We start from the raw sequence: 21,290 nt of genomic DNA, 5'->3' as shown, positions 1-21,290 counted from the left end.
CATGGCGACGCTCGACAGCACGATCGTCTCGGTCGGCGTGGAGACACTGGCGGAGCGGTTCGCCGCGTCCGTCGCCGAGGTCCAGTGGGTCACCACGGCGTATCTGCTCGCGGTGGTGGCCGCGGTGCCCGCGTCCGGCTGGCTCGCCGCGCGGTTCGGCGGACGGCGGACCTGGCTGGCCGCGGTGGTCGTGTTCGTGGCGGCGTCGCTGCTGTGCGGGCTGGCGAGTTCGTTGCCGATGCTGGTCGCGTTCCGCGTGCTGCAGGGGCTGGCGGGAGGGTTGCTGCCGCCGACGGGACAGGCGCTGCTGGCGCGGGCGGCCGGGCCGGAGCGGATCGGGCGGCTGATCAGCGTGGTCGGCGTGGTGCCGTTGCTGTCGCCGGTGCTGGGACCGCTGGCGAGCGGGGCGATCCTCAGCGTCGCGGACTGGCCCTGGCTGTTCTACGTCAACCTGCCGGTCGGGGTGATCGCGGTCCTGCTCGGTCTGCGGTATGTCGCCGCGGACCAGCCGGCTGACCCGCGTGAGCCGTTCGATTTCCGGGGCGCCGCATTGCTTTCCCCGGGACTGGCCGCGGTGGTGTTCGGCCTCACCGGGTTCGCTGACGGATATCCGAAGCTGCTTTCCACGGCGGCTGTCGTGGCGGGTTTGCTGATGCTGGCCGCATTTGTCCGGCACGGGTTGCGGGTGCGGGCGCCATTGCTAGACCCGCGATTGTTCGCCCGGCCGCCATTCGGTGCCGCGGCATTGGCGTTGGTCGTGCTGGGGGCTTCGGTGTTCGGCACGATGTTTTTGCTGCCGTTGTATTTGCGGCGCGGGGCCGGATTGGGCGCGTGGGACACCGGATTGTTGTTGGTGCCCCAGGGAATTGGCGCTGCTGCGGGGTCGGTGCTGGTGCATCGCCTGGTGGACAGGATGGCTCCGCGGACGCTGGTGCTGTCCGGAATCGGATTGGTCGCGCTCGGCACCGCGGCGTTCACTCAGCTGGGGCCGGAACTTCCGGAAGTCGTGCTGGTCATTTCCCTGGTGCTGCGGGGATTCGGCGCGGCGATGATCAGCGCGCCGGTGCTCGCGCTCGTTTATCGCAGCCTGGAGAAAACGCAGCTGCCGAAAGCGGCTGGCGCGTTGAATTTGCTGAACACCTTGGGCGGTTCGGTCGGGACCGCGGTGCTCGCGCTGATCTTGCAGAACCGGTTGGCCGTGCGGGGCGTGGACGTCGCGGCGGCCTTCGCGGACACGTTCTGGTGGGTGCTCGGACTGGTCGTGGCGGCGGCTGCCGGGGCGGCGAAGCTGCCGAAGGAAAGGAGCCGGTAGATGCAGGACACGTTGCCCAGCCCGGTGGAGGTGACCGCGGGAGCCGCGCCGGATGTCGCGCGGCACCGCGAAACGGTCTCGGCGGTGCTGGCCCGGCGCGATCCGCGGCTGCTGGTGATCGTGGGGCCGTGCTCGGTGCACGATCCCGCGGCGGCGCTGGAATACGCGGAGCTGCTCGCTGGCATGTCAGCTCGGTACGCCGACGATCTGGTGGTGGTGTTGCGGGCATATCTGGAGAAACCGCGGTCGGTGACCGGATGGACCGGGTTCCTGCCGGACCCGACGCTGGACGGCAAGGGCGATCTCGCCGCCGGGGTCCGGCTGGGGCGGCAGTTCCTGCTCGACGCGGCGGCGACCGGGCTGCCGCTGGCGTACGAGTTCGTGGACCCGGTGCTGGCGCCGTATGTCGCGGACACGGTGAGCTGGGGCGCGATCGGGGCGCGGACGGTGGCCAGCCAGCCGCACCGGCAGCTGGCGTCGTGGCTGCCGATGCCGGTCGGGATGAAGAACTGCGTGTCCGGACGGCTGGGACCGGCGGTGGACGCGATCCGCGCGGCCGGGGCGGCGCACGCGTTCCCCGGCCTCGGCGGGGACGGGCGGATGAAAACCTTGCGCAGCAGCGGAAATCCGGACGCGCATCTCGTTCTGCGTGGTGGTCCAGTCCCGAATTACGACGCGGCGTCGGTCGCGGAGGCGATGAGGGTGCTCGGCGAGGCGGGGCTGCCGCGAAGAGCGGTGGTCGACGCCTCGCACGGGAACAGCGGGAAGGACCACAACCGGCAGCCGGGGGTGATCGCGGACGTGGCGGACCAGGTCCGCGCCGGGGGGGCGGTGGCCGGGGTGATGATCGAATCGTATCTGCGCGACGGGGCGCAGGATCCGGAGCGGGTGCCGGCCGATCGGGCGGTGAGCCGGACGGATCCGTGTCTCGGATGGGAGCGGACGGTTCCGTTGCTGGAGTCGCTGGCGCTGGCCAGCCGGGCGAGGTCGGTGCGGGCGGTCCGGGGGTGGTGAGGGGAACCCTGAGGGGATCAGGGGGCGTGAAGGTGGCCCGCACGGACCGCGGGCCGGGCTAAGGCAGCAGATTGGCCCGGCGGGCGGGGCTGAGGTGGCAGGTTGGTCCGGCGGGCGGGGCTGAGGTGGCAGGTTGGTCCGGCGGGCGGGGCTGAGGTGGCAGGTTGGTCCGGCGGGCGGGGCTGAGGTGGCAGGTTGGTCCGGCGGGCGGGGCTGAGGTGGCAGGTTGGTCCGGCGGGCGGGGCTGAGGTGGCAGGTTGGTCCGGCGGGCGGGGCTGAGGTGGCAGGTTGGTCCGGCGGGCGGGGCTGAGGTGGCAGGTTGGTCCGGCGGGCGGGGCTGAGGTGGCAGGTTGGTCCGGCGGGCGGGGCTGAGGTGGCAGGTTGGTCCGGCGGGCGGGGCTGAGGTGGCAGGTTGGTCCGGCGGGCGGGGCTGAGGTGGCAGGTTGGTCCGGCGGGCGGGGCTGAGGCGGCAGATTGGCCCGGCGGGCCGGACTAAGGCAGCAGATTGGCCCGGCGGGCGGCGTTGACCGCCTGCAGGCGGGTCTTCGCGTCCAGCTTCCGCATCGCGTTGCGCAGGTAGCTTTTCACCGTTTCCGGGCCCAGGCCGAGCGCCTCGGCGATGTCCGCGTTGGTCTGCCCGGCCGCGGCTCCTTCGAGGACGTCCAATTCGCGCGGCGACAAAGACGGACCGCGGACCGGGTCGCCGGTCAGGGACTGGCACACCGCGTCGATCCGGGCGCGCAGCTGCGGGTCTTCGACCGCGGCGGCGATCCGGCGAAGCTCCGCGTGGCTCTCCCGGATCGCTTGCAGATCGGCCGGTTTCCCGGGCGGCGCGGCCTCCGGTTCCGGGGCGAGCAGATCCAGCCGCCGGCGTACTTCGGCGCGCACCGCCAGCTCTTGTTCCAGATCCCGGGCCACCTCGACCATCGCGGTGACCGACCGGTCGCCGAAGCGGACGTGCTCGCGGACCGCGCCGTACAGCACCGCCCGGACGGTTCGCTGCACGATCACCGGCACCGCCATCACCGAACGCACGCCCTCGGTCTGGACGGCCCGGTCGAAGTGGTGGCTGATCGCGTCGCTGGTGTAGTAGTCCGGCAGCACCACTGGTTTCCGCACGCCGATCGCGCGGCCGCCGAGGCCCTTGCCCTCCGCGACGACGAGGCCGAGCAGCGACGTGGTGGTGTTGCCGAGCAGTTCGGTCATCCGCAGCCGCTTGCCGTCCGCGACCTCGCCGCCGAACGCCAGCGGCACCCCGGCCGCGCCGCGGAGCCGGGCCAGGGCGCGGCGCACTTCGGCGGCGGTCTCGGCGGCACTCGTCACGGCAGGCACCCCACTTCGGCGGCACGGAGGCTCCGGCAGGAGGTGCGATTCTACCCAGCCGGTCCGCCGTTGTCGCCGCACCTGGGGCGAAACGCCTGGTCAGGGCGGTTCCGGAAGGCGGTCCGGCGCTCCGGGCCGACTACCCCTCTTCGGGGGTGGCCGACCGGCTGACCCGCGGCGACGATGTGCCGACACCGGCCGACGATGACCGTGGAGCAGCCCCGTGAGCCCTGAACGCACCATGTTCGACCTGTTGCAGACCTATGCCGCGCCGGACGCGGACGCGACTCAGTTGCTGTGCGGACGCCATCCGGCCGACGCCGTCGCGTTCACCCTCGTCGAGGCCGACCTCAGCAGCCGCGACCTCACCTACGGCCAGCTCGAGGCCGCCTCCGCGCGGTTCGCCGCCGCGCTGGCCGCGCACGGCGTGGGTCCCGGCGACCGGGTCGCGACGCTGATGGGCAAGTCCGCCGAACTGGTCACCGCGCTGCTCGCGATCTGGCGGCTCGGCGCGGTCCACGTGCCGCTGTTCACCGCGTTCGCGCCGCCCGCGATCGCCCAGCGGATCGTCGGCAACGGGACGCGCGTGGTCGTGGTCGACGCCGGCCAGCGCGCCAAGCTCGATCCCAGCGACGACCTGCCCGCCGACCCGTCGCGGATCATCGTGACGACCGGCGAAGCGTCCGGCGGCGACCTGTCGTTCGACGCGCTGCTGGACGAACCGCACCCGCTGCCCGACCCGGTCGCGGTCGGCGGCGACGGCACGCTGGTCGAGATCTTCACCTCCGGCACGACCGGCACCCCGAAGGCGGTGCCGGTGCCGCTGCGCGGGCTCGCCGGGATCCACTCCTACCAGGAGTTCGGCCTCGACCAGACCGACGAGGACGTCTTCTGGAACGCCGCCGACCCGGGCTGGGCGTACGGGCTGTACTTCGCGCTGCTCGGCCCGCTCGCGACCGGGCGGCGCAGCATCCTGCTGCACGCCGGGTTCAGCCCCGAGCTGACCTGGCAGGTGCTCGAACGCTTCGGCGTCACCAACTTCACCGCCGGTCCCACGGTGTACCGGGCGCTGCGCAGCTCGGGCCTGCCGGTGCCCTCCGGCCTGCGGCTGCGGCACTGCTCGTCGGCCGGGGAGCCGCTGACGCCGGACGTCGTGACCTGGGCCGAGGAGGTCCTCGGCTGCCCGGTGCGCGACCACTACGGCCAGACCGAAACCGGCATGGTCGTCGGCAACGCCTGGCATCCGCAGCTGATCGCGCCGGTCAAGACCGGGTCGATGGGACGGCCGCTGCCCGGGTTCGCCGTCGAGGTGCTGAAGGCGGGCAGCGACGAGATCGCGGAAATCGGCGAGACCGGCCGCGTCGCGATCGACGTCTCCGCCAGCCCGCTGATGCCGTTTTCCGGCTACCGCGACGCCCCCGAGCGGACCGCGGAACGCTTCAGCCCCGACGGCCGCTGGTACTACACCGGCGACATCGCCGCCCGCGACCGCGACGGGTACCTGACCTTCGGCTCCCGCGACGACGACGTGATCCTGATGGCGGGCTACCGGATCGGCCCGTTCGAGGTGGAAAGCGCGCTGACGCAGCACGAGGCCGTCGCGGAAGCCGCGGTGATCGGCGCGCCGGACGAACTGCGCGGCGAGCTGGTGGTGGCCTACGTGGTGCTGAACCCGGGGGTCGAGGGGTCGGACGAGCTGGTCGAGGAGCTGAAGCAGACGGTCAAGACCCGCCTGGCCGCGCACGTGTATCCGCGGCGGATCCACTTCGTTGCGGAACTGCCGAAGACGCCGAGCGGCAAAATCCAGCGCTTCGCCCTGCGCAGCCGGGAGCTGAGCGCGGCTTCGAGCTGAGTTTTCCCGCGGCCGGTGCCACACTGGCCCGATGCCGCCTGATCTGCACGGCCGGGTCGCCCTCGTCGCGGGGGCGACCCGCGGTGCGGGCCGGGGAATCGCCGCCGCGCTCGGCGAGTCCGGGGCGACCGTGATCTGCACCGGCCGCAGCAGCCGCGAGGTCCTTCGGCGCTCGGATTACGACCGGCCGGAGACCGTCGAAGAGACCGCTGAGCTGGTATCTCAGCTGGGCGGCGTTGGTATTCCGTTTGTCGCCGACCATCTGGACCACGATGACGTCCGCCGGCTGGCCGCTTTCGTCCGCGCGGAATACGGGCGGCTTCACTTGCTGGTCAACGACATTTGGGGTGCGGAACGGCTCAAGGGCGGCCCGGCGGACTGGAACACGCCGGTGTGGGAGCACGACCTCGACGCCGGGTTGCGGATTCTTCGGCTAGGGGTGGAGACGCATCTCGTCACGTCGCATTTCCTGCTGCCGCTGGTGATCCGCGAGCCCGGCGGGTTGGTGGTCGAGGTGACCGACGGGACTGCGGCGCACAATGCCGCGCGCTATCGGATATCGGTGTTTTACGACCTGGCCAAGGCTTCGGTGAACCGGCTGGCTTTCTCGCAGGGGCATGAGCTTGCGGCTTACGGAGGTGCCGCTGTTGCTGTCACACCGGGATGGCTGCGGTCGGAGATGATGCTCGACGCTTACGGGGTGACTGAGGAGAACTGGCGATCGGCTTTGGCTGCTGGGGCTCCGGCCGGGTTCGAGGAGTCGGAGTCGCCGCGGTATGTGGGCCGCGGGGTGGCGGCGATGGCGGCGGATCCCGGGCGGGAGAGGTGGAATCAGCGGTCGGTGAGTTCGGCGGAGCTGGCGAGGGAGTACGGGGTGACCGATGTGGACGGGCGGCAGCCGGACAGCTGGGGTTAGCGGTATTCCGCGTGGGGCAGCCACTTGCCGTCTCCCAGGTGGACCGACGGGACCCGGAGGATCGGTTCCTCGTAGCCGAGGTCCATGCGGAGGATGTTGTCCTCGCCGGGGTGGGTAAGGACTTCCCAGACGACCTCGACCATTCCGCCGGGGTGCTCGTTCCACTCGAACGTGCCGCGGTCCCAGAAGACCACCGGCCACTGGTTGGGGTATTCGGAACTGGTCCGCCAGAAGAACACGCCGCCGCCGGTGTCGTTGGCCCAGGGGAGGAGGCCGCCGGGTTCGGGGAACAGGCGGTAGCCGGTGCCTTCCAGGGCCCAGGGGGAGTCGAAAGACTCGAGCACGCTGTGGATGTCGTCGCGGACGAACGTCTCCAGGTCGACGCGGGCGTCGATGGGGTTGTTGAAGTTCACTGCGCTGCGGAAGAAGCCGGACGGGAAGCGGGACATCAGGGCTTTGCAGTCGTCCGGGCAGCGGATGCCGACGGCTTGTTCGACGTCGGCCCATTCCCGGCCCTGGCGGATGCCTCCGGTCCAGCCGGAAACCTCGGCGAGTTCGTCGATCGAGTGTCTTCGCAGGGGATTCACGACATCCTCACCGGTACTCGGCAGGTGTCAGCCATCGGCCGTCTGCCAGGTGGGTGTTCGCGGCACTCGTCCATGTCACGGCTGCGATAGGCGACCGGCCGCCGGTTGGGGTCCGCTGGGTCGGTGATCCGGCAGAACATGCCGCCCTGTCCGTCGCCGCCCCAGGGCAGGAGGCCGCCTTCGGCGGGGAAGAACCGGTAGTTGGTGCCGTCCAGGTATTCCAGTCCTTCGTACGGGTCGCAGAAAGCGCCCGACGGGAATCGGGAGGACAATTCCTTGCGGTCGTCCGGGAGCACGGTGCCGATGTCCCGTTCGGCGGTGCTCCCGTCCCGGCCCGGCCGGATGCCCCCGGTCCACCGGGTGATTTCGACGATCTCCTCGACCAGGCGGCCCACCTGCGCAGCCTACCGGAATTCGATCATCGGCGGGATTGCGCTGAACGGAGCAATCACAACCGAGGCAACCGCCGTATCGCCGCCGTGTACTCCTTCGTGATTCGCGAGACGATCTCCGCTGCCGGAAGGACTTCCGTGATCAGCCCGGCCGACTGGCCCGCCTCCACCTTTCCCGTAACGACATCGCCGTGCAGTGCCGCGTCCTTCAGCGAGGAAGCCTGAAAAACCTTGCGCCGCAAAGACTCCTCCGCGCCGGAAGTCTCCAGTTCCTCCATTCGCGCGGTGAAGTCGTTCGCCAGCGCCCGGATCACTCCCAGCCCGTGGCCCACCGTCCGCGTGTCGTCGACTCCGGCGGCGAGAACTGCCTCCTGGTACGACGGATGCACGGTCGCCTCGGAACTCGCCAGGAATCGGGTTCCGAATTGGGCTGCACCGGCGCCCAAGGACAGCATCGCGGCCAGACCGGCGCCGTCGGCAACCCCGCCGGAGGCGATCACGGGGAGCGAAGGCACGGCGGAGACCACGGCACGGACCAGAACCTGCGTCGTGACCATCCCGGGCGGCGGATGTCCGCCCGCCTCGGCACCGACTGCCACCAAACCGTCGACACCGGCGGCAGCGGCCTTCAACGCATGCGAGACACCCGCGACAACGTGCAGGCATCGGGTTCCGACGGCGTGGAATCGCTCGAGATACCGGCGTGGGCCGCCTTGGGAGGCGATCAGCACGGGAGGGCGGCGCGCGAGCAGGAGGTCGATCACCTCGTCGGCGCCAGCGCGGTAGAGCGGCAGGTTCACCGCCCACGGACGGTCGGTTCCGGCGGCCATTTCGTCCAGTACCCGCGCGAGGTCGGGCAAGCGCATCGGCCCGGCGGCGACGACACCCAGACCTCCGGCGTTCGACACCGCCAAGGGGAGCGCCGAGGAGGACGAGGCCCACGACATCCCGGCTTGGATGATGGGCAGGTCCACGCCCAGCAAATCGGTGACGGAAGTGCGCAGGCGGGTCATGAGTTCTCCAGCAGAGCCCGGGCATGGCGGGCCAGACGGGTTTTCTGCACCTTGGCGCTGGCGGTCATGCCGATCGACTCGAAGCCGTCCACAATGCGCAGGTATCGCGGGACTTTGAAGCCTGCCAAACGCTCTTTCGCCCACGCAAGCAGGTCTTCTTCCGAAATTCCGGGCGAGGTCAGGACGACAAAGGCGAAGGGTACTTCGATCAAGCGTTCGTCGGGGACTCCGACGACGGCGGCCTGGCGTACCGAAGGATGCCGGTGCAGCACATCCTCGACATCCGCGGGGGCGACATTTTCTCCGCCCACGCGGATGATTTCCTTGGTGCGGCCGGTGAAATGGAACCGGCCCGAATCGTCCAGCAGGCCGACGTCTCCGGTGGACAGCCAGCCGTCGGCGTCGATGGTTTCGGCGGTGCGCACGGGGTCGTCCAGATAGCCTTGCATGACGTTCCATCCCCGGACCAGCACCGAACCGGGTTCGCCGGGGGCGCAGTCGCGGGTGTCGTCCAAGGCGCGGATGCGGATTTCCACTCCTGGTTCGGGGGCCATGGCTCCCGAGGCGCGGATTTCCTCCGGTTCCCACCAGGCGGATTGGGCGACGTTGGGAGAAGCTTCGGAAAGTCCGTACCCGGCAACGCATTCGCGCGCGCCGAGTTCGTCGATGACGCGACGGACGACAGTGGGAGAGGCGGCGACCCAGGCACCGCGCAGGGAAAGGCGGCGGCGCGGGCGGTCGGGGTGGTTGAGCAGGAGCAGGGCGATGGTGTCGTTGCCGGAGAAGTGGGTGCAACGCTCAGCTTCCAGCAGTCGCAACGCTTCCGCTGGTTCGAATTTCGGCATCGTCACCAGGGTGGTGGCGTGTTGCAAAGAGGACAACACCGACAGGGTGCTTCCGGCGACGTGGAAGAAGGGGCGAGCGGAATGGAATCGGTCGCCGGGGCGCAAACCCATGCGGGCACCGGAAAAGAAAGCGTCGGCGCACATGCTGCGGTGGGTCAACAGGACGCCTTTGGGCCGCGAAGTCGTGCCGGAAGTGTATTGCACGAGAAGGAGATCGTCCGGCGTCGCAACGGGTTCGGCGGGAGAACTGGCGGCCAGGAAATCGGTCCAGCTGTCTTGGCCCAGGATGATGACCCGTTCCAGCGACGGAAGGGAAGCGCAGCCGGGTTCGATGCCTGCGTCGGCGAACATTTCGGGGAAGTTCACGTTCAGGACGCGCTCGGCGGCGAACAGAGTGCTGACCCCGGCGTGCGACAAAGTGTAATGCACCTCGTCCGCGGTGAAGCGGGTGTTCACCGGGACGACGAGCGCGCCCAGCGAACCCAGGGCCAGGAAAAGCGTGACCCACTCGGGAGTATTGCCCAGGCAGAGCCCGACTCGCGAACCCCGGACGATCCCGGAAGCGGCCAGGGCCCCGCGTACCCGGGAAACCTGAAGCGCCAGTTCCCGGTAGGTGATCCGGGCGTCGGCGGTGACGACGGCTTCGACGTCGGGGGCCAGGAGCGCGGCCCGGGCGAGGGCGTCCTGGACGGTGAGCGGGCAGGCGGTGCGCAGGTCGGTCATCGGGGCTCTCCAGTGAACCGGGCGACGCCGTCGCGCCAGCTGCCGTCGGCGAGGTTCTGTTCGATGGCGGACATTTCGATCCGGATTCCGCGGTCCAAGTCGGTTTCCGAACCCAGGTCCACCGCGCGTTTGGTCAGGGCGATCGCGCCGGGCGGGGCGGCGGCGATGGCGGCGGCCACCTCGGCTCCGGCGGCGGTGAGGTCGGGGACGACGCGGTTGACCAAGCCGAGCGACGCGGCTTCGGCAGCGGACAACGGCGTGTTGGTGAACAACAGTTCCTTGGCCCGGCGTTTGCCGATGGCTCGCTGAAGCCGTTGCGTCGCGCCGACGGTGCCCCAATGCGGTTCAGGGAAGCGGAAAACGGTGCCCGAGGCGGCGAGGGCGAAGTCGGCGGCGAGGGTGATCTCGCCCCCGGACCCGACGACGGTTCCGTGCACCAACGCGACCACGGGGCAGCGGCACGCCTCGATGGCCGCATAAGCCGCGAAGGACGCGACTCGGCGGCGGCGGACCCAGGCGGCGTCCTTGCCGGTCCGTTCCTTCAGATCGGCCCCGGCGCAGAAAACCGGACCGGCGCCGCTGAGCAGCACAACCCGGGCGTCTGAGATGTCAACGGCGTCGAAGGCTTCCTTCAGCGCGTGGCACATCGCGAGGTCCACGGCATTGCGCGCCGACGGCCGGGCCAGTTCGACGCGGGCGATTCCGTCGGTGACGTCCAGCGTCACGCGTTCGTTCATCAGAGCACTCCCGCGGCCCGCAGGCCCTCGATCTCGTTGTCCGACAGGCCCGCCAGGTCGCGCAGCACCTCGTCCGTGTCCGCTCCGAGCACCGGTGGCGTTCCCAGCGCCGGAGCCTCCCCGGCAGTCTCGCGCAACGGCGTGCGCAGTGCTGGGAACGTGCCTTCGACGGGATGCGTGAACTCTCCGACGACACCCCGCGCGACGGCGTGCGGATCGGCCAGCGCCTCGCGGACAGAACGCACGGCTCCAGCTGGTATCTCAGCTGCCTGCAGTTCTTTCACCAGCTGATCCCGGTCGTGCTGGGCGATCGCCCCGCGCAGCGCCTTCATCACGCGCGCGCGGTGTTCGACGCGGCCCGCGTTGTGCCGCAGCGAAGGGTCAGCGGCCAAAGTGGACAGTCCGAGCACAGCGCACAGCGGCTGCCAATGCTGGTCGCTGCCGCTGATGTGCAGCCATTCGCCGTCCCCGGCCTGGAACGCCGCCGACGGCACCCGGCCCGGGTGTTCGGTCCCGGTGCGGACGGGGTCCTCGCCGAGCGCGAACAGCCGCGCGGCGTTGAGGGCGTGCAGGCTGAGCTGGACGTCCATCATCGCCACGTCGAGATGCCGGCCGCGCCCGTCGGACGAACGCCCGGCCAGCCCGGTCAGCACGGCGATCACCACCCACAGCCCGGACGTCAGGTCCGCCACCGGCACCCCGGTTTTCGCGGGCGGACCGGCGGGATCGCCGGTCATCGCCATCACTCCGGACAAGGCTTGGAACACCGTGTCATAGCCCTTGCGGTGCGCGTCCGGTCCGGTCTGGCCGAAGCCGGTCGCGGACACCAGCACGAGGCCGGGATGGGCCGCGGACAGTTCGGCGTACCCGAGGCCGAGCCGATCGAGCGTGCCGGGCAGGAAGTTCTCCACCACGACGTCGGCGCGCGCGGCCAGTTTCCGGACCACATCCCGGCCGCGCGGGTCCTTCAAGTCCACAGTGACCGATCGCTTGCCACGGTTGAAGGCGAAGAAGTACGCGCTTTCGCCGTGCGGCAACCGCGGTTCGAAGCCGCGGGTTTCGTCGCCGGAGCCGGGGCGTTCGACCTTGATCACGGTCGCGCCGAGTTCGGCGAGGATCTGCGTGGCCAGCGGCGCGGCGAGGACCCGGGAAAGGTCCAGCACCGTGATCCCGGCGAGCGGGCCGGTCATGAGCGGAACCCGCGCATCAAGGCGTTGACGTCCTGGCCGGCGCGCATCGCAGCCTCCGTCGGCAGGTCCGCGACGCGGTAGAAAAGGTCCTTGGCAGCCGCGAGCGCGCGCGGTTCGACCGCGGCCCAGCGCTGCGCGACGGCGAGCGCGGCGGGCACGATCTCGGCAGGCTCGACCACCTGGTTCACCAACCCATAAGACAAGGCTTCGGCCGCGGTGAGCAGCCGCCCGGTGCTGACCAGCTCGAACGCCAGCTTGCGGCCGAGATGCCGGACCAGCCCGGTCATCACCAGCGCCGGCACGATCGAATGCTTCAGCTCGGGATAGCCGAACTTCAGATCCGACCCGGCCACCACCAGGTCCGCCCCGATCGCCAGCCCGGCGCCGCCGCCGACAGCCGCCCCGCGCACCGCGCTGACGACCGGGACCGGCAGTCGCTGCATGCGCGTCTGCAGCCGGGCAGTGAGCGCGGCGCGTTCGAGAACGGCCTCCGGCTGGTCCGGCGTGAGCGACGAGAACTCGTTCAGATCGGCCCCGGCGCAGAACCCGCGACCGGCCCCGGTCAAAACGACGGCGCGGACACTGGGATCCCGCCCGGCTTCGGCCAACGCGATGTCGAGCGCGCGGGTGAGCGCGGTGTCCAATGCGTTGAGTTTGTCCGGCCGGTTCAACGTGAGGACGCGGACGGCGTCGTGATTTTCGGTCAGCAGCACAGGTTTCTCCCCAAGAAAGGTCAGGCGGACGCGAAGCCGGCGCGGGCGACCATGCTGTACAGCGGGCGGCCGAGCGCTTCTTCGCAGGCCGCGGACGCCGCGGCGAGCTGGTCGAGATCGAGGCCGGTTTCGACGCCCATCGCGGCGAACAGGCTGGCCAGGTCCTCTGTGCACACATTGCCGGTCAGCCCGGCCCCGTAGCCGATCTTCGCCGGATGCCCGCCGACGCCGCCCATCGCGGAATCGAAATGCCGGCACCCGGCTTCCAGCGCGGCGACGGCGTTGGCGATCCCGGTCCCGCGCGTGTTGTGCAGATGTGCGACCAGCGGCAGGTCCGGGTTTTCCCGCGACAGCCGGGTGTACAGCGCGCGCACCGAACCGGGAGTCGCGACGCCGGTCGTGTCGCCCAACGTCACCAGGCTCGCGCCGAGGTTCGCGAACCGCGCGACGTCTTCGGCCACCCGGCCCGGGTCGACCTTGCCCTCGAACGGACAGCCGAACGCCACCGAAACCACTCCGACCAGGCGAAACCGACCGCCGGCGAGCTGGACCATCTCGGTCACGCGCTCCCACTGCCCGGCCCGCGTGGTGCGCAGGTTCCGTTCGGTGTGCGCTTCGGTCGCCGACACCAGCAGGCTCAGTTCTTCCGCGCCGTGCCCGGCTTCGAGGTCGGCGAGCGCGCGTTCGACCGCACGCGGATTCGGGCAGGTCGCCTTGAACGCGACGCCGGGGCGGCGGTCGATCCCGGCGAGCACCTCGGAGGCGTCGGAGAACCCGGGCACCCGCGCGGGATGGCTGTAGCTGGTCGCCTCGATCCGGCGGAAACCGGTGCGCGCGAAGGAGTTCAGCAGCGCGATCTTCGTCGCGGTCGGCACGGGCTCCGGCTCGTGCTGCAGCCCGTCGCGGGCGAAGCACTCGCAGAGCGTGACGGCGTCGGACATCCTGGGCCCACCTCCTCGTCGGTGGGTCCAGAAGTACGCGAGGGTGTTGATAAAGTCAACACTACTCGGCGGCCGGGTGAGCCCGCTCACTCTCCTCGACGGCCAGCGCGTGCTCGGCCAGCTTGTCCAGCGCGCGGTCCAGCACCCGCGCCTCCTCGGCGGTGAGCACGGCGAGGAAGTCCGCGTCGCGCTCGTTGGCGGCGGTGATCAGGCCGCGGTACACCCGGGTGCCCTCGGCGGTCAGGGCCAGCTGCGACGTGCGCCCGGACCCGGCCGTGCGGTTCACCAGCCCGCGGTCGGTGAGCCTGCTGACGACGCGGCTCATCTGCGCTTTGTCGAGTCCGGCGCGGCGGGCGAGCCGGTTGAGGGTGAGCGTCGGGTCGGCCGCGATGAGCGCGATCGCGCGCCATTCGCCGAGGCTCACGTCGAAGTCGCGCCGGTAGCGCACCGCGGCGCTGCGCGACATCGCCGACGACGTGCGCGAGAGCCGGTAGGACAGCAGTCCGGAGATGGGGACCAGGTCGTGTCCGTCTGCGCGTTCGGCCATGGCCGGACATCGTAGCCGCTGCCCGCTAGGTGTTGACAAACTCAACACTTGATGCGGAGACTGCCACTCGCCCGATCCGGACGAAGGAGTCTCAGCCGTGGCCGAACCATCCGCTGTCACCGGCGCTCCGGCAGTCGCCGCTGTCGACCGCAAAGCGACCTATCGCACGATCGCCCGGCGCGTCATGCCGCTGCTGGTGCTGTGTTACGTCGTGAGCTACATCGACCGCACCAACATCGGGATCGCGCAGCAAGGCCTGAAACGGGACCTCGGCTTCGGCCCCGCGGTGTACGGGCTCGGTGTCACGCTGTTCTTCGTCGGCTTCATCCTCTTCGAAGTCCCGAGCAACGCTCTGCTCGCCCGGATCGGCGCGCGCAAAACTCTCGCTCGCATCATGGCGACCTGGGGCGTGCTGACCGTGGTGACCCTGTTCGTGCAGAACGAGATCATGTTCTACGCCGCGCGGTTCCTGCTCGGCGTCGCCGAGGCCGGGTTCTTCCCGGGCGCGCTGTACCTGCTGTCGCTGTGGTTCCCGTCGTCGCGGCGGACGCGGATGACGGCGGTGTTCTTCATCGGCATCCCGGTGTCCGGCGCGCTCGGTTCGGTGATGTCGGGCTGGATCATGCACTCGCTCGGCGGCGCCGGCGGGCTCGCCGACTGGCAGTGGCTGTTCCTGATCGAGGGCATTCCGCCGATCCTGCTGGCCGGGCTCGTGCTGCTCTTCGTCACCGACAGCCCGGAGCAGGCGAAGTGGCTGACCCCGGAGCAGAAGGCGGCCGTGCGCGCCGACCTCGACGCGGACCTGCGGGACAAGGGCCCGGCTAAGCGGAAACACAGCGGCCTGCTGCTCGCCCTGCGCGATCCGAAGGTCTGGATTCTCGGGCTCTGCGCGTGCGGCGCGTACACGCTGGCGAACGCCGTCTCGTACTGGACGCCGCGGATCATCGCCAACGCCGGCGTCGGCAACGTCCTGAACCTCGGGTTCTTCTCGGCGATCCCGCCGCTGCTCGGCATCGTGGTGATGCTGCTGGTCGGCCGGCATTCCGACCGCACCCTCGAGCGGCGCTGGCACGCGGCGACGAGCTGGATCGTCGCGGTGTTCGCGATGCTGGCGATCTCGGTGTCCGGCGGCGACGTCGTGGTCGTCGTCCTCCTACTCGCCGTGATGGCGGCCGCGCACTACTCGGGGCTGACGGTGTTCTATTCCATCCCGTCGATCTACCTGACCGACCGGGCCGCGGCCACCGGGATCGCGGTCGTGACGTCGATGGGCTCGTTCGCCGCCGCCGCTTCGCCGTCGTTGCTCGGGTTCATCGAGTCCTCGACCGGGAGCCTGTCGCTGGGGCTGCAGATCAGCGCGGGCATCATCCTGCTCGCCGTCGTGGTGCTGCTGGTCGGCGTCCGGCCGGGCGACCTTCGCGAACGGCGGCGCTGACCCTCCACAGTGTGACTCTCGGCGCGCGGCGGCCCGGTCGGCCTCGGCGGGCCGTGGTCTCTCATCGCTCTCACAGCTTCCCCGGAGTAGACCGGGTGCGCCGGAGGGAGGAGCGGTGAGCGATGGAGCGCGCGAACGGGCATTGGGCCGAGCGGATCGGCGTGGTCGCGCTGGTCGCGGTCCTGCTGGGCGGGGCCGCCTACGGGTGGGCCGAACTGCGCGCGCTGCTGTCCGGCACGTCGGCGTCCACCGCGCTCGACGGGCAGGCCCGGCCGGGCGGGGACACGAACATCCTCGTCATGGGACTCGATTCGCGGCTCGACGAGCGGGGCGAACCGCTGCCCGCCGAGCTGTACGACCAGCTGCACGCGGGGGACCAGCACGCCACCGGATACCACACCGACGTGCTGATGCTGCTGCACGTTCCGGCCGACGGGGGACATCCGACGGTCATTTCGATTCCGCGCGACGACTACACCGACCTCGCGGGGTGTCCGGACGGGGTGTGCCAGGGCCGGATCAAGGAGGCTTACGGGCACGCGTTCGCGGCGGAGTCCCAACGTCTTGCCGCGCAAGGCGTTACCGAGAAGGCGGCTCGCGAACAGCGGGCCCGGGACGCCGGCCGAGCGGCGGAAGTCGCGACGGTGCGCCAGTTCCTCGGCGGAGTCGCGGTGGACCATTTCGTCGAAGTCAGCCTGGTCGCCTTTTTCCAGCTCGCCCAGGTCGTGCAGCCGATCACGGTGTGTTTGGCCGACGCGACGCACGACGGTTTCTCCGGAGCGGATTTCCCGGCCGGGCAGCAGCGGATTTCCGCGGCGCAGGCGCTCGCCTTCGTACGGCAACGAAGCGATCCGCGGCGCGAGTTCACCGACCTGGACCGGGAACGGCGGCAGCAAGCGTTTCTCGTTTCGGTGGCGCATCAGCTGAAAGAAGGACGGGTGTTCGGGGACCCGGTGAAACTCGGGCAGCTGGTTTCGGTCGCGCGGGAGAACGTCGCGGTCGATTCCGGGCTCGATCTCAACGCACTGGCGCGGCAGGCGGAATCGTTCGCCGGCGGGGATCTGACGTTGGCGTCGCTTCCGGTCGAAAGGTTCGAAAAAGACGCGCGCGGCGAAGACGTCGATATTGTCGACCCGGTGAAAATCCGCGCCGCCGCCGCCCGGCTGCTCGGCCGGACGGTCCCGCCGCCGCCCGCCGCGACGGCCGGGCCGGCGGTGGACGTGGTGAACGCGAGCGGCCGGGAGGGCGCTGCCGCCCGGGTGCTGAAGACGCTCCCGTCGCGGGGATACCGCGCCGGGCGCACGTCCAACGCGCGGCACACGCACCGTACCGTGGTCCGGTACGGGCGCGGGGATTCCGCGTCGGCGGCGAAACTCGTGGCCGCGCTCGGCGGCGGGTACGCCGTGTCCTACGACGGCGCGCTGGCCGCGGGGGAGCTGAAGCTGGTGCTCGGTGCCGATTTCCGGGAAACGGCCGACCAGGTGGACCCGGTCCCGGTCGCCCCGGAGTCTCCCGCCGACGAATTGTCCGGAGGCGGGGTGCCCTGCGTGCGGTGAACGGGAGAAGTACAAAGTTCCTGTGAACCCGTTGAGAACGAATTCCTAAATTGCCTCTACCGAGCGACCGCGGCGGCACTGCGTCCGCTAATGTCCGGAATCGCGTGCCGAGCCGCACAGCAGCGGCCGGGGGATTGCCCGATATCTGTTCTTGTTCCGATTTCAGTGCCTGGGAACGGCACTGCTGCTTCAACCCGGCCTCACGCCGCCCATTGTTGAGTGGCACCAGGCCGGTTTCGTGACTCCTGTTCTCCTGGAAAGAGGTTTTCCCGTGACGCTGGACGCGGATCGGGCGCGCGCGGTCGCGCCCGAGAGGCTCGCCGAAGAGGCGACGGCGGTTTACCGCGCGGGCCCGCCGCCCGCCGCGCGCACGCTTTACGACATTTTCGCCGAAACAGTGCGCAAGCACCCGAATGCGCTCGCGCTGGACGACGGAATCGAGCGGGCGACGTATCGCGAGTTCGCCGCGCAGGTCGAAGAACTCGGCGGACGCCTCCGTGCCGCCGGGGTGAAGCCGGGCGACCGGGTCGGCATCCGGATGACGTCCGGCACCGCGGCGCTGTACCGAGGCATTCTCGCCGTTCTTTCCGCCGGTGCGGCCTACGTTCCGGTCGACGCCGACGATCCGGCCGACCGCGCCGAAACCGTGTGGACGGAAGCCCAAGTCAGCCTGGTGCTGAGCGACGCGGGCGTGCCGCAGCCACGCGGACCGCAGTGGCCGCGGGTCCGTCCGCAGCCGCAGGACGACGCGTGGATCATCTTCACGTCCGGCTCTACCGGCAAACCCAAGGGCGTCGCCGTCACGCATCGCGCGGCCGCGGCCTTTGTGGACGCCGAAGCCCGGTTGTTCTGCACCGCGCGGCCGCTCGGCCCGGGCGATCGCGTGCTGGCCGGGCTGAGCGTCGCGTTCGACGCGTCGTGCGAGGAGATGTGGCTGGCGTGGCGGCACGGCGCGTGCCTGGTCCCGGCTCCGCGCTCGCTGGTCCGCGCGGGTGCGGACCTCGGACCGTGGCTGGCCGAGCGCGGCGTCACGGTCGTGTCGACGGTGCCGACGCTCGCCGCGCTGTGGCCGGTGGACGCTCTGGCCGGCGTCCGGCTGCTCATCCTCGGCGGCGAAGCCTGCCCGCCGGAGGTCGTGACGCGCTTCGACGACGGCGAACGGGAGATCTGGAACACTTACGGCCCAACGGAAACCACCGTCGTCGCGTGCGCGCAACGGCTGCGCGCGGGCGAGCCGGTGCGGATCGGGCTGCCGCTCGACGGCTGGGAACTCGCGGTCGTCGACCCGGAGGACCCGGCGGGCATCCCGGTGCCGTGGGGCCGCAGCGGCGAGCTGGTGATCGGCGGCACCGGGCTCGCGCGGTACCTCGACGCGGCGAAGGACGCGCAGAAGTTCGTGCCGCTGCCGGGCCTCGGCTGGAGCCGCGCGTACCGCAGCGGCGACCTGGTGCGCGCGGTGCCGGAAGGGCTGGAGTTCGTCGGCCGCGCGGACGGTCAGGTCAAGATCGGCGGACGGCGCGTCGAGCTGGGCGAGATCGACGCGGCGCTGCGGGCGTTGCCCGGCGTCGCGGCAGCGGCAACGGTGGTGCGCCGGACGGACAGCGGCGCGCAGGTGCTGGTGGGTTACGTCGTGCCGGAGGGCGCTGACCTCGACCGCGCCGCCGCGCGCAGTCGCCTGCGGGACCGGTTGCCCGCGGCTTTGGTGCCGAGGCTCGCGTTGGTGCCGGACCTGCCGGTGCGCGCGTCGGGCAAGCTCGACCGCGACGCGCTGCCGTGGCCGCTGGAGGAACCGGCCGCCGCGCCGGTGGCGCCGTCCGATCCGAAACTGGCCTGGCTGCTGCGGGTGTGGAGCGAACACCTCGGCACCGCGGCCGGGCCGGACGACGACTTCTTCGACCTCGGCGGCTCGAGCGTGACCGCCGCGCGGCTCGTTTCCGTGCTGCGCGAACGGTATCCGAACGCGGCAGTGTCCGAGGTGTACTCCTGCCCGACGCCGCGCGAGCTGTACGAACGCCTCGCCGGAGCGCCGGTCGAAACCGTCGCGGCGGAAGAGCCGCGCGTCGCTCCGGTGCGCGGCAGCGGCTGGTGGCAGGCCGGGGTGCAGCTGGTTTTGCTGGCGCTGTCCGGAATGCGCTGGCTGCTTTCGGTGTCGCTGCTCGGTTCGCTGGTCGCACTCGTGCTGCCGGTGCAGTGGCTGCCGCGGATGTCGTGGTGGATTCTCGTGCCCGCGTGGCTGGCGTTGCTGAGCCCGCCGGGCCGGATGCTGCTCGCCGCGGGCGGCGTGCGAGTGCTGCGCGGAAAGCTCGCGCCGGGGGAGTACCGCCGCGGCGGCATTGTCCACTTGCGACTCTGGACGGCCGAACGGTTCGCCGCCGTCGTCGGCCCGCCCGGGGTCGCCGGCACGCCGCTCGCCGCGCCGTATGCCCGGCTGCTCGGCAACCGGGTCGGCCGCGCCGCCGATCTGCATTCGCCGCCGCCGGTCAGCGGCCTCGCGGACTTCGGCGACGGATGCGCGATCGAGCCCGAGGCGGACCTCGCCGGATGGTGGCTGGACGGTCCGCTGCTGCGGATCGGCCGCGTCCGGGTCGGCGCCGGGGCGCGGGTCGGCGGCCGCAGCACGCTGCTGCCGGGCACGGACCTCGGGGTCGGGTCGGTGCTGCTGCCCGGCTCGACGCTCGACACCCGCGTGCCGGACGGCGCGGTCTGGGGCGGTTCCCCGGCCGGGCCTTCGGGAGAACGCCCTTCCCGGCCGGCCGAGCCGGCACCGCGGGCGAAGCGGTACTCGCTGGCCTTCGCGCTCGGCGGCACGGTGCGGTCGGCGTTCCTGTTGGTGTCCGCGCTTCCGCTGGTCGCGGTCGCGCTGCTGCTGGTCCCGACGGCGGACGATCCGCGCGGTGCCGCATTGGCGCTCCTGCCGTGGACGCCGTTGCTCGTCTTCGCCGGAATCGTCCTGTACGCGGTGACGATCGTCTTGCTCGTACGGCTGGCCAGCCTGGCTATCCGGCCGGGCATCCACCCGGTGCACAGCCGGGCGGGCTGGGCGGCCTGGTTCGTGCACGAACTGCTGGACATCGCCCGGCGGCAGCTGTTCCCGCTCTACGCCGCGCTGGCGACCCCGGTCTGGATGCGGCTGCTGGGCGCCCGGATCGGCCGCGGCGCCGAACTGTCCACTGTGCTCAGCCTGCCGTCGCTGCTGCGGGTGCGAGACGGGGCTTTCCTCGCCGACGACGTCCTCGCCGCACCGTACGAAGTGGACCGCGGCTGGGTCCGGCTGGGCGTCTCGGAGGTCGGAGAACGCGCGTTCGTCGGCAACTCCGCGGTCGTCGGCCCGGACCGGACGCTCGGGGCCGGGGCGCTCGTCGGCGTCCTGTCCGACACTCCGGCGGAGGTGCCCGACGGCACGTCCTGGCTCGGCCGCCCCGCGTTGGAGCTGCGGCGGACTGCCGACGCCGCCGACCCCGCCCGCACGTTCGCGCCGCCGCGCCGGTTGAAGCTGGCGCGGGCATTGGTGGAATCCTGCCGGATCGCGCCGCTGCTCGTCGCGGGACTGCTCGGGCTGGCCGTGACCGCGGTACTGACCGGAGTGGACCTCGCCGACGGCTTCTGGCTCGCCGCCGCTCTCGCGCCGGTGGTGTTCGTGGCGGCCGGTCTCGCCGCCGCGCTGCTCACGACGCTGGCGAAATGGACGCTGGTCGGCCGATTCCGGCCGGGGCGGCATCCGCTGTGGAGCGCGTTCGTGTGGCGGAACGAGCTGTACGACACCTTCGTCGAGACGCTCGCGGTCCCGTGGTTCGCCGGGTCCTTCCTCGGCACGCCGGTGCTGAACTGGTGGCTGCGGACCCTCGGCGCCCGCATCGGCCGCGGCGTCTGGTGCGAAAGCTACTGGCTGCCGGAAACGGACCTCGTCCACCTTGGCGACGGCGCCGTGGTGAACCGCGGCTGCGTGCTGCAAACGCACCTGTTCCACGACCGGGTCATGCGCCTCGACCCGGTCCGCCTCGGTGCCGGCGCGACCCTCGGGCCGCGTGCGTTCCAGCTGCCGGGGAGCGGGATTTCCGAGGGGGCGACGGTGGGTCCAGGCTCGCTGGTGATGGCGGGGGAGACGGTGCCCGCGCGCACCCGGTGGCGGGGGACGCCGGTGCGGCCCTGGGGGTGAGGGGTTGTGAGTGTTTATCCCGGTTAGAACCGGGATAA

Annotated in this window: 17 protein-coding genes; 7 read left to right on the top strand and 10 right to left on the bottom strand. The window is 71.1% G+C overall.

The genetic code is table 11. The annotated features are described in order from the left end of the window. Nucleotide 1 precedes the first annotated feature (1 nt). Both F9C12_RS07700 and F9C12_RS07695 read left to right on the top strand, forming a co-directional pair. Nucleotides 2-1,312, top strand: a complete 1,311-nt coding sequence (locus F9C12_RS07700) for a DHA2 family efflux MFS transporter permease subunit (RefSeq protein WP_409187025.1) — start codon at nucleotides 2-4, stop codon at nucleotides 1,310-1,312. After that, nucleotides 1,313-2,326, top strand: coding sequence for a 3-deoxy-7-phosphoheptulonate synthase (locus F9C12_RS07695; RefSeq protein WP_409465341.1), 1,014 nt, complete (start codon nucleotides 1,313-1,315; stop codon nucleotides 2,324-2,326). Between the two features lie 492 nt (nucleotides 2,327-2,818). Here the strand turns inward: F9C12_RS07695 and F9C12_RS07690 are convergent, their stop codons facing one another. Beyond that, a complete protein-coding gene (locus F9C12_RS07690) occupies nucleotides 2,819-3,649 on the bottom strand; it encodes a LuxR C-terminal-related transcriptional regulator (protein ID WP_409465340.1) in 831 nt (276 codons plus the stop codon). Nucleotides 3,650-3,872: 223 nt separating this feature from the next. Here F9C12_RS07690 and F9C12_RS07685 point away from each other — a divergent pair, with 223 nt between their 5' ends. Both F9C12_RS07685 and F9C12_RS07680 read left to right on the top strand, forming a co-directional pair. Beyond that, nucleotides 3,873-5,501, top strand: coding sequence for an AMP-binding protein (locus F9C12_RS07685; RefSeq protein ID WP_409465339.1), 1,629 nt, complete (start codon nucleotides 3,873-3,875; stop codon nucleotides 5,499-5,501). A gap of 31 nt (nucleotides 5,502-5,532) precedes the next feature. Continuing rightward, nucleotides 5,533-6,417, top strand: coding sequence for an SDR family oxidoreductase (locus F9C12_RS07680; RefSeq protein WP_409465338.1), 885 nt, complete (start codon nucleotides 5,533-5,535; stop codon nucleotides 6,415-6,417). Here F9C12_RS07680 and F9C12_RS07675 read toward each other — a convergent pair. The 9 genes from F9C12_RS07675 to F9C12_RS07635 all read right to left on the bottom strand — a co-directional run bounded on the left by F9C12_RS07675 (nucleotide 6,414) and on the right by F9C12_RS07635 (nucleotide 14,105). Continuing rightward, entirely contained in the window at nucleotides 6,414-7,004 is a 591-nt protein-coding gene (locus tag F9C12_RS07675; RefSeq protein WP_409465337.1) for an SMI1/KNR4 family protein, read from the bottom strand. The two genes, F9C12_RS07680 and F9C12_RS07675, sit on opposite strands and share 4 nt — an antisense overlap. Beyond that, nucleotides 7,001-7,399: a hypothetical protein gene (locus F9C12_RS07670; RefSeq protein ID WP_409465336.1), complete on the bottom strand. Its 399-nt coding sequence runs from the start codon at nucleotides 7,397-7,399 to the stop codon at nucleotides 7,001-7,003. Before F9C12_RS07670 ends, F9C12_RS07675 begins: the two co-directional genes overlap by 4 nt. A 53-nt stretch (nucleotides 7,400-7,452) precedes the next feature. Beyond that, entirely contained in the window at nucleotides 7,453-8,409 is a 957-nt protein-coding gene (locus F9C12_RS07665; RefSeq protein WP_409465335.1) for an NAD(P)H-dependent flavin oxidoreductase, read from the bottom strand. Next, the gene (locus tag F9C12_RS07660; RefSeq protein WP_409465334.1) at nucleotides 8,406-9,977 is read right to left on the bottom strand and encodes an AMP-binding protein; all 1,572 of its coding nucleotides are present in this window, start codon (nucleotides 9,975-9,977) and stop codon (nucleotides 8,406-8,408) included. The genes F9C12_RS07665 and F9C12_RS07660 overlap by 4 nt, the downstream gene beginning before the upstream one ends. Beyond that, nucleotides 9,974-10,714 (bottom strand): enoyl-CoA hydratase/isomerase family protein, encoded by a 741-nt coding sequence (locus F9C12_RS07655; protein WP_409181290.1) that lies wholly within the window; start codon nucleotides 10,712-10,714, stop codon nucleotides 9,974-9,976. Before F9C12_RS07655 ends, F9C12_RS07660 begins: the two co-directional genes overlap by 4 nt. Further along, on the bottom strand, nucleotides 10,714-11,904 hold the full coding sequence (locus F9C12_RS07650; RefSeq protein WP_409465333.1) for a CaiB/BaiF CoA transferase family protein: 1,191 nt from the start codon (nucleotides 11,902-11,904) through the stop codon (nucleotides 10,714-10,716). Before F9C12_RS07650 ends, F9C12_RS07655 begins: the two co-directional genes overlap by 1 nt. Continuing rightward, nucleotides 11,901-12,617: an enoyl-CoA hydratase/isomerase family protein gene (locus F9C12_RS07645; protein WP_409181288.1), complete on the bottom strand. Its 717-nt coding sequence runs from the start codon at nucleotides 12,615-12,617 to the stop codon at nucleotides 11,901-11,903. Before F9C12_RS07645 ends, F9C12_RS07650 begins: the two co-directional genes overlap by 4 nt. A gap of 20 nt (nucleotides 12,618-12,637) precedes the next feature. Further along, entirely contained in the window at nucleotides 12,638-13,558 is a 921-nt protein-coding gene (locus tag F9C12_RS07640; RefSeq protein ID WP_409465332.1) for a hydroxymethylglutaryl-CoA lyase, read from the bottom strand. Between the two features lie 61 nt (nucleotides 13,559-13,619). Beyond that, nucleotides 13,620-14,105: a MarR family winged helix-turn-helix transcriptional regulator gene (locus tag F9C12_RS07635; RefSeq protein ID WP_409181286.1), complete on the bottom strand. Its 486-nt coding sequence runs from the start codon at nucleotides 14,103-14,105 to the stop codon at nucleotides 13,620-13,622. A gap of 97 nt (nucleotides 14,106-14,202) precedes the next feature. Here F9C12_RS07635 and F9C12_RS07630 point away from each other — a divergent pair, with 97 nt between their 5' ends. From F9C12_RS07630 to F9C12_RS07620, 3 genes are all read left to right on the top strand, one after another. Beyond that, entirely contained in the window at nucleotides 14,203-15,540 is a 1,338-nt protein-coding gene (locus tag F9C12_RS07630; RefSeq protein WP_409465331.1) for an MFS transporter, read from the top strand. A gap of 122 nt (nucleotides 15,541-15,662) precedes the next feature. Then, complete coding sequence (locus F9C12_RS07625) at nucleotides 15,663-17,096, top strand: LCP family protein (protein ID WP_409465330.1); 1,434 nt, start codon at nucleotides 15,663-15,665, stop codon at nucleotides 17,094-17,096. 271 nt (nucleotides 17,097-17,367) lie between these two features. Further along, nucleotides 17,368-21,252 carry a Pls/PosA family non-ribosomal peptide synthetase gene (locus F9C12_RS07620; protein WP_409465329.1) on the top strand — a complete coding sequence of 1,295 codons (3,885 nt, stop codon included), beginning with the start codon at nucleotides 17,368-17,370 and terminating at the stop codon, nucleotides 21,250-21,252. The last annotated feature ends 38 nt before the right edge of the window (nucleotides 21,253-21,290 follow it).

The organism is Amycolatopsis sp. GA6-003 (assembly GCF_046267895.1).
Lineage (GTDB): Bacteria > Actinomycetota > Actinomycetes > Mycobacteriales > Pseudonocardiaceae > Amycolatopsis.
This window is presented reverse-complemented; position numbering and strand designations above follow the sequence as displayed.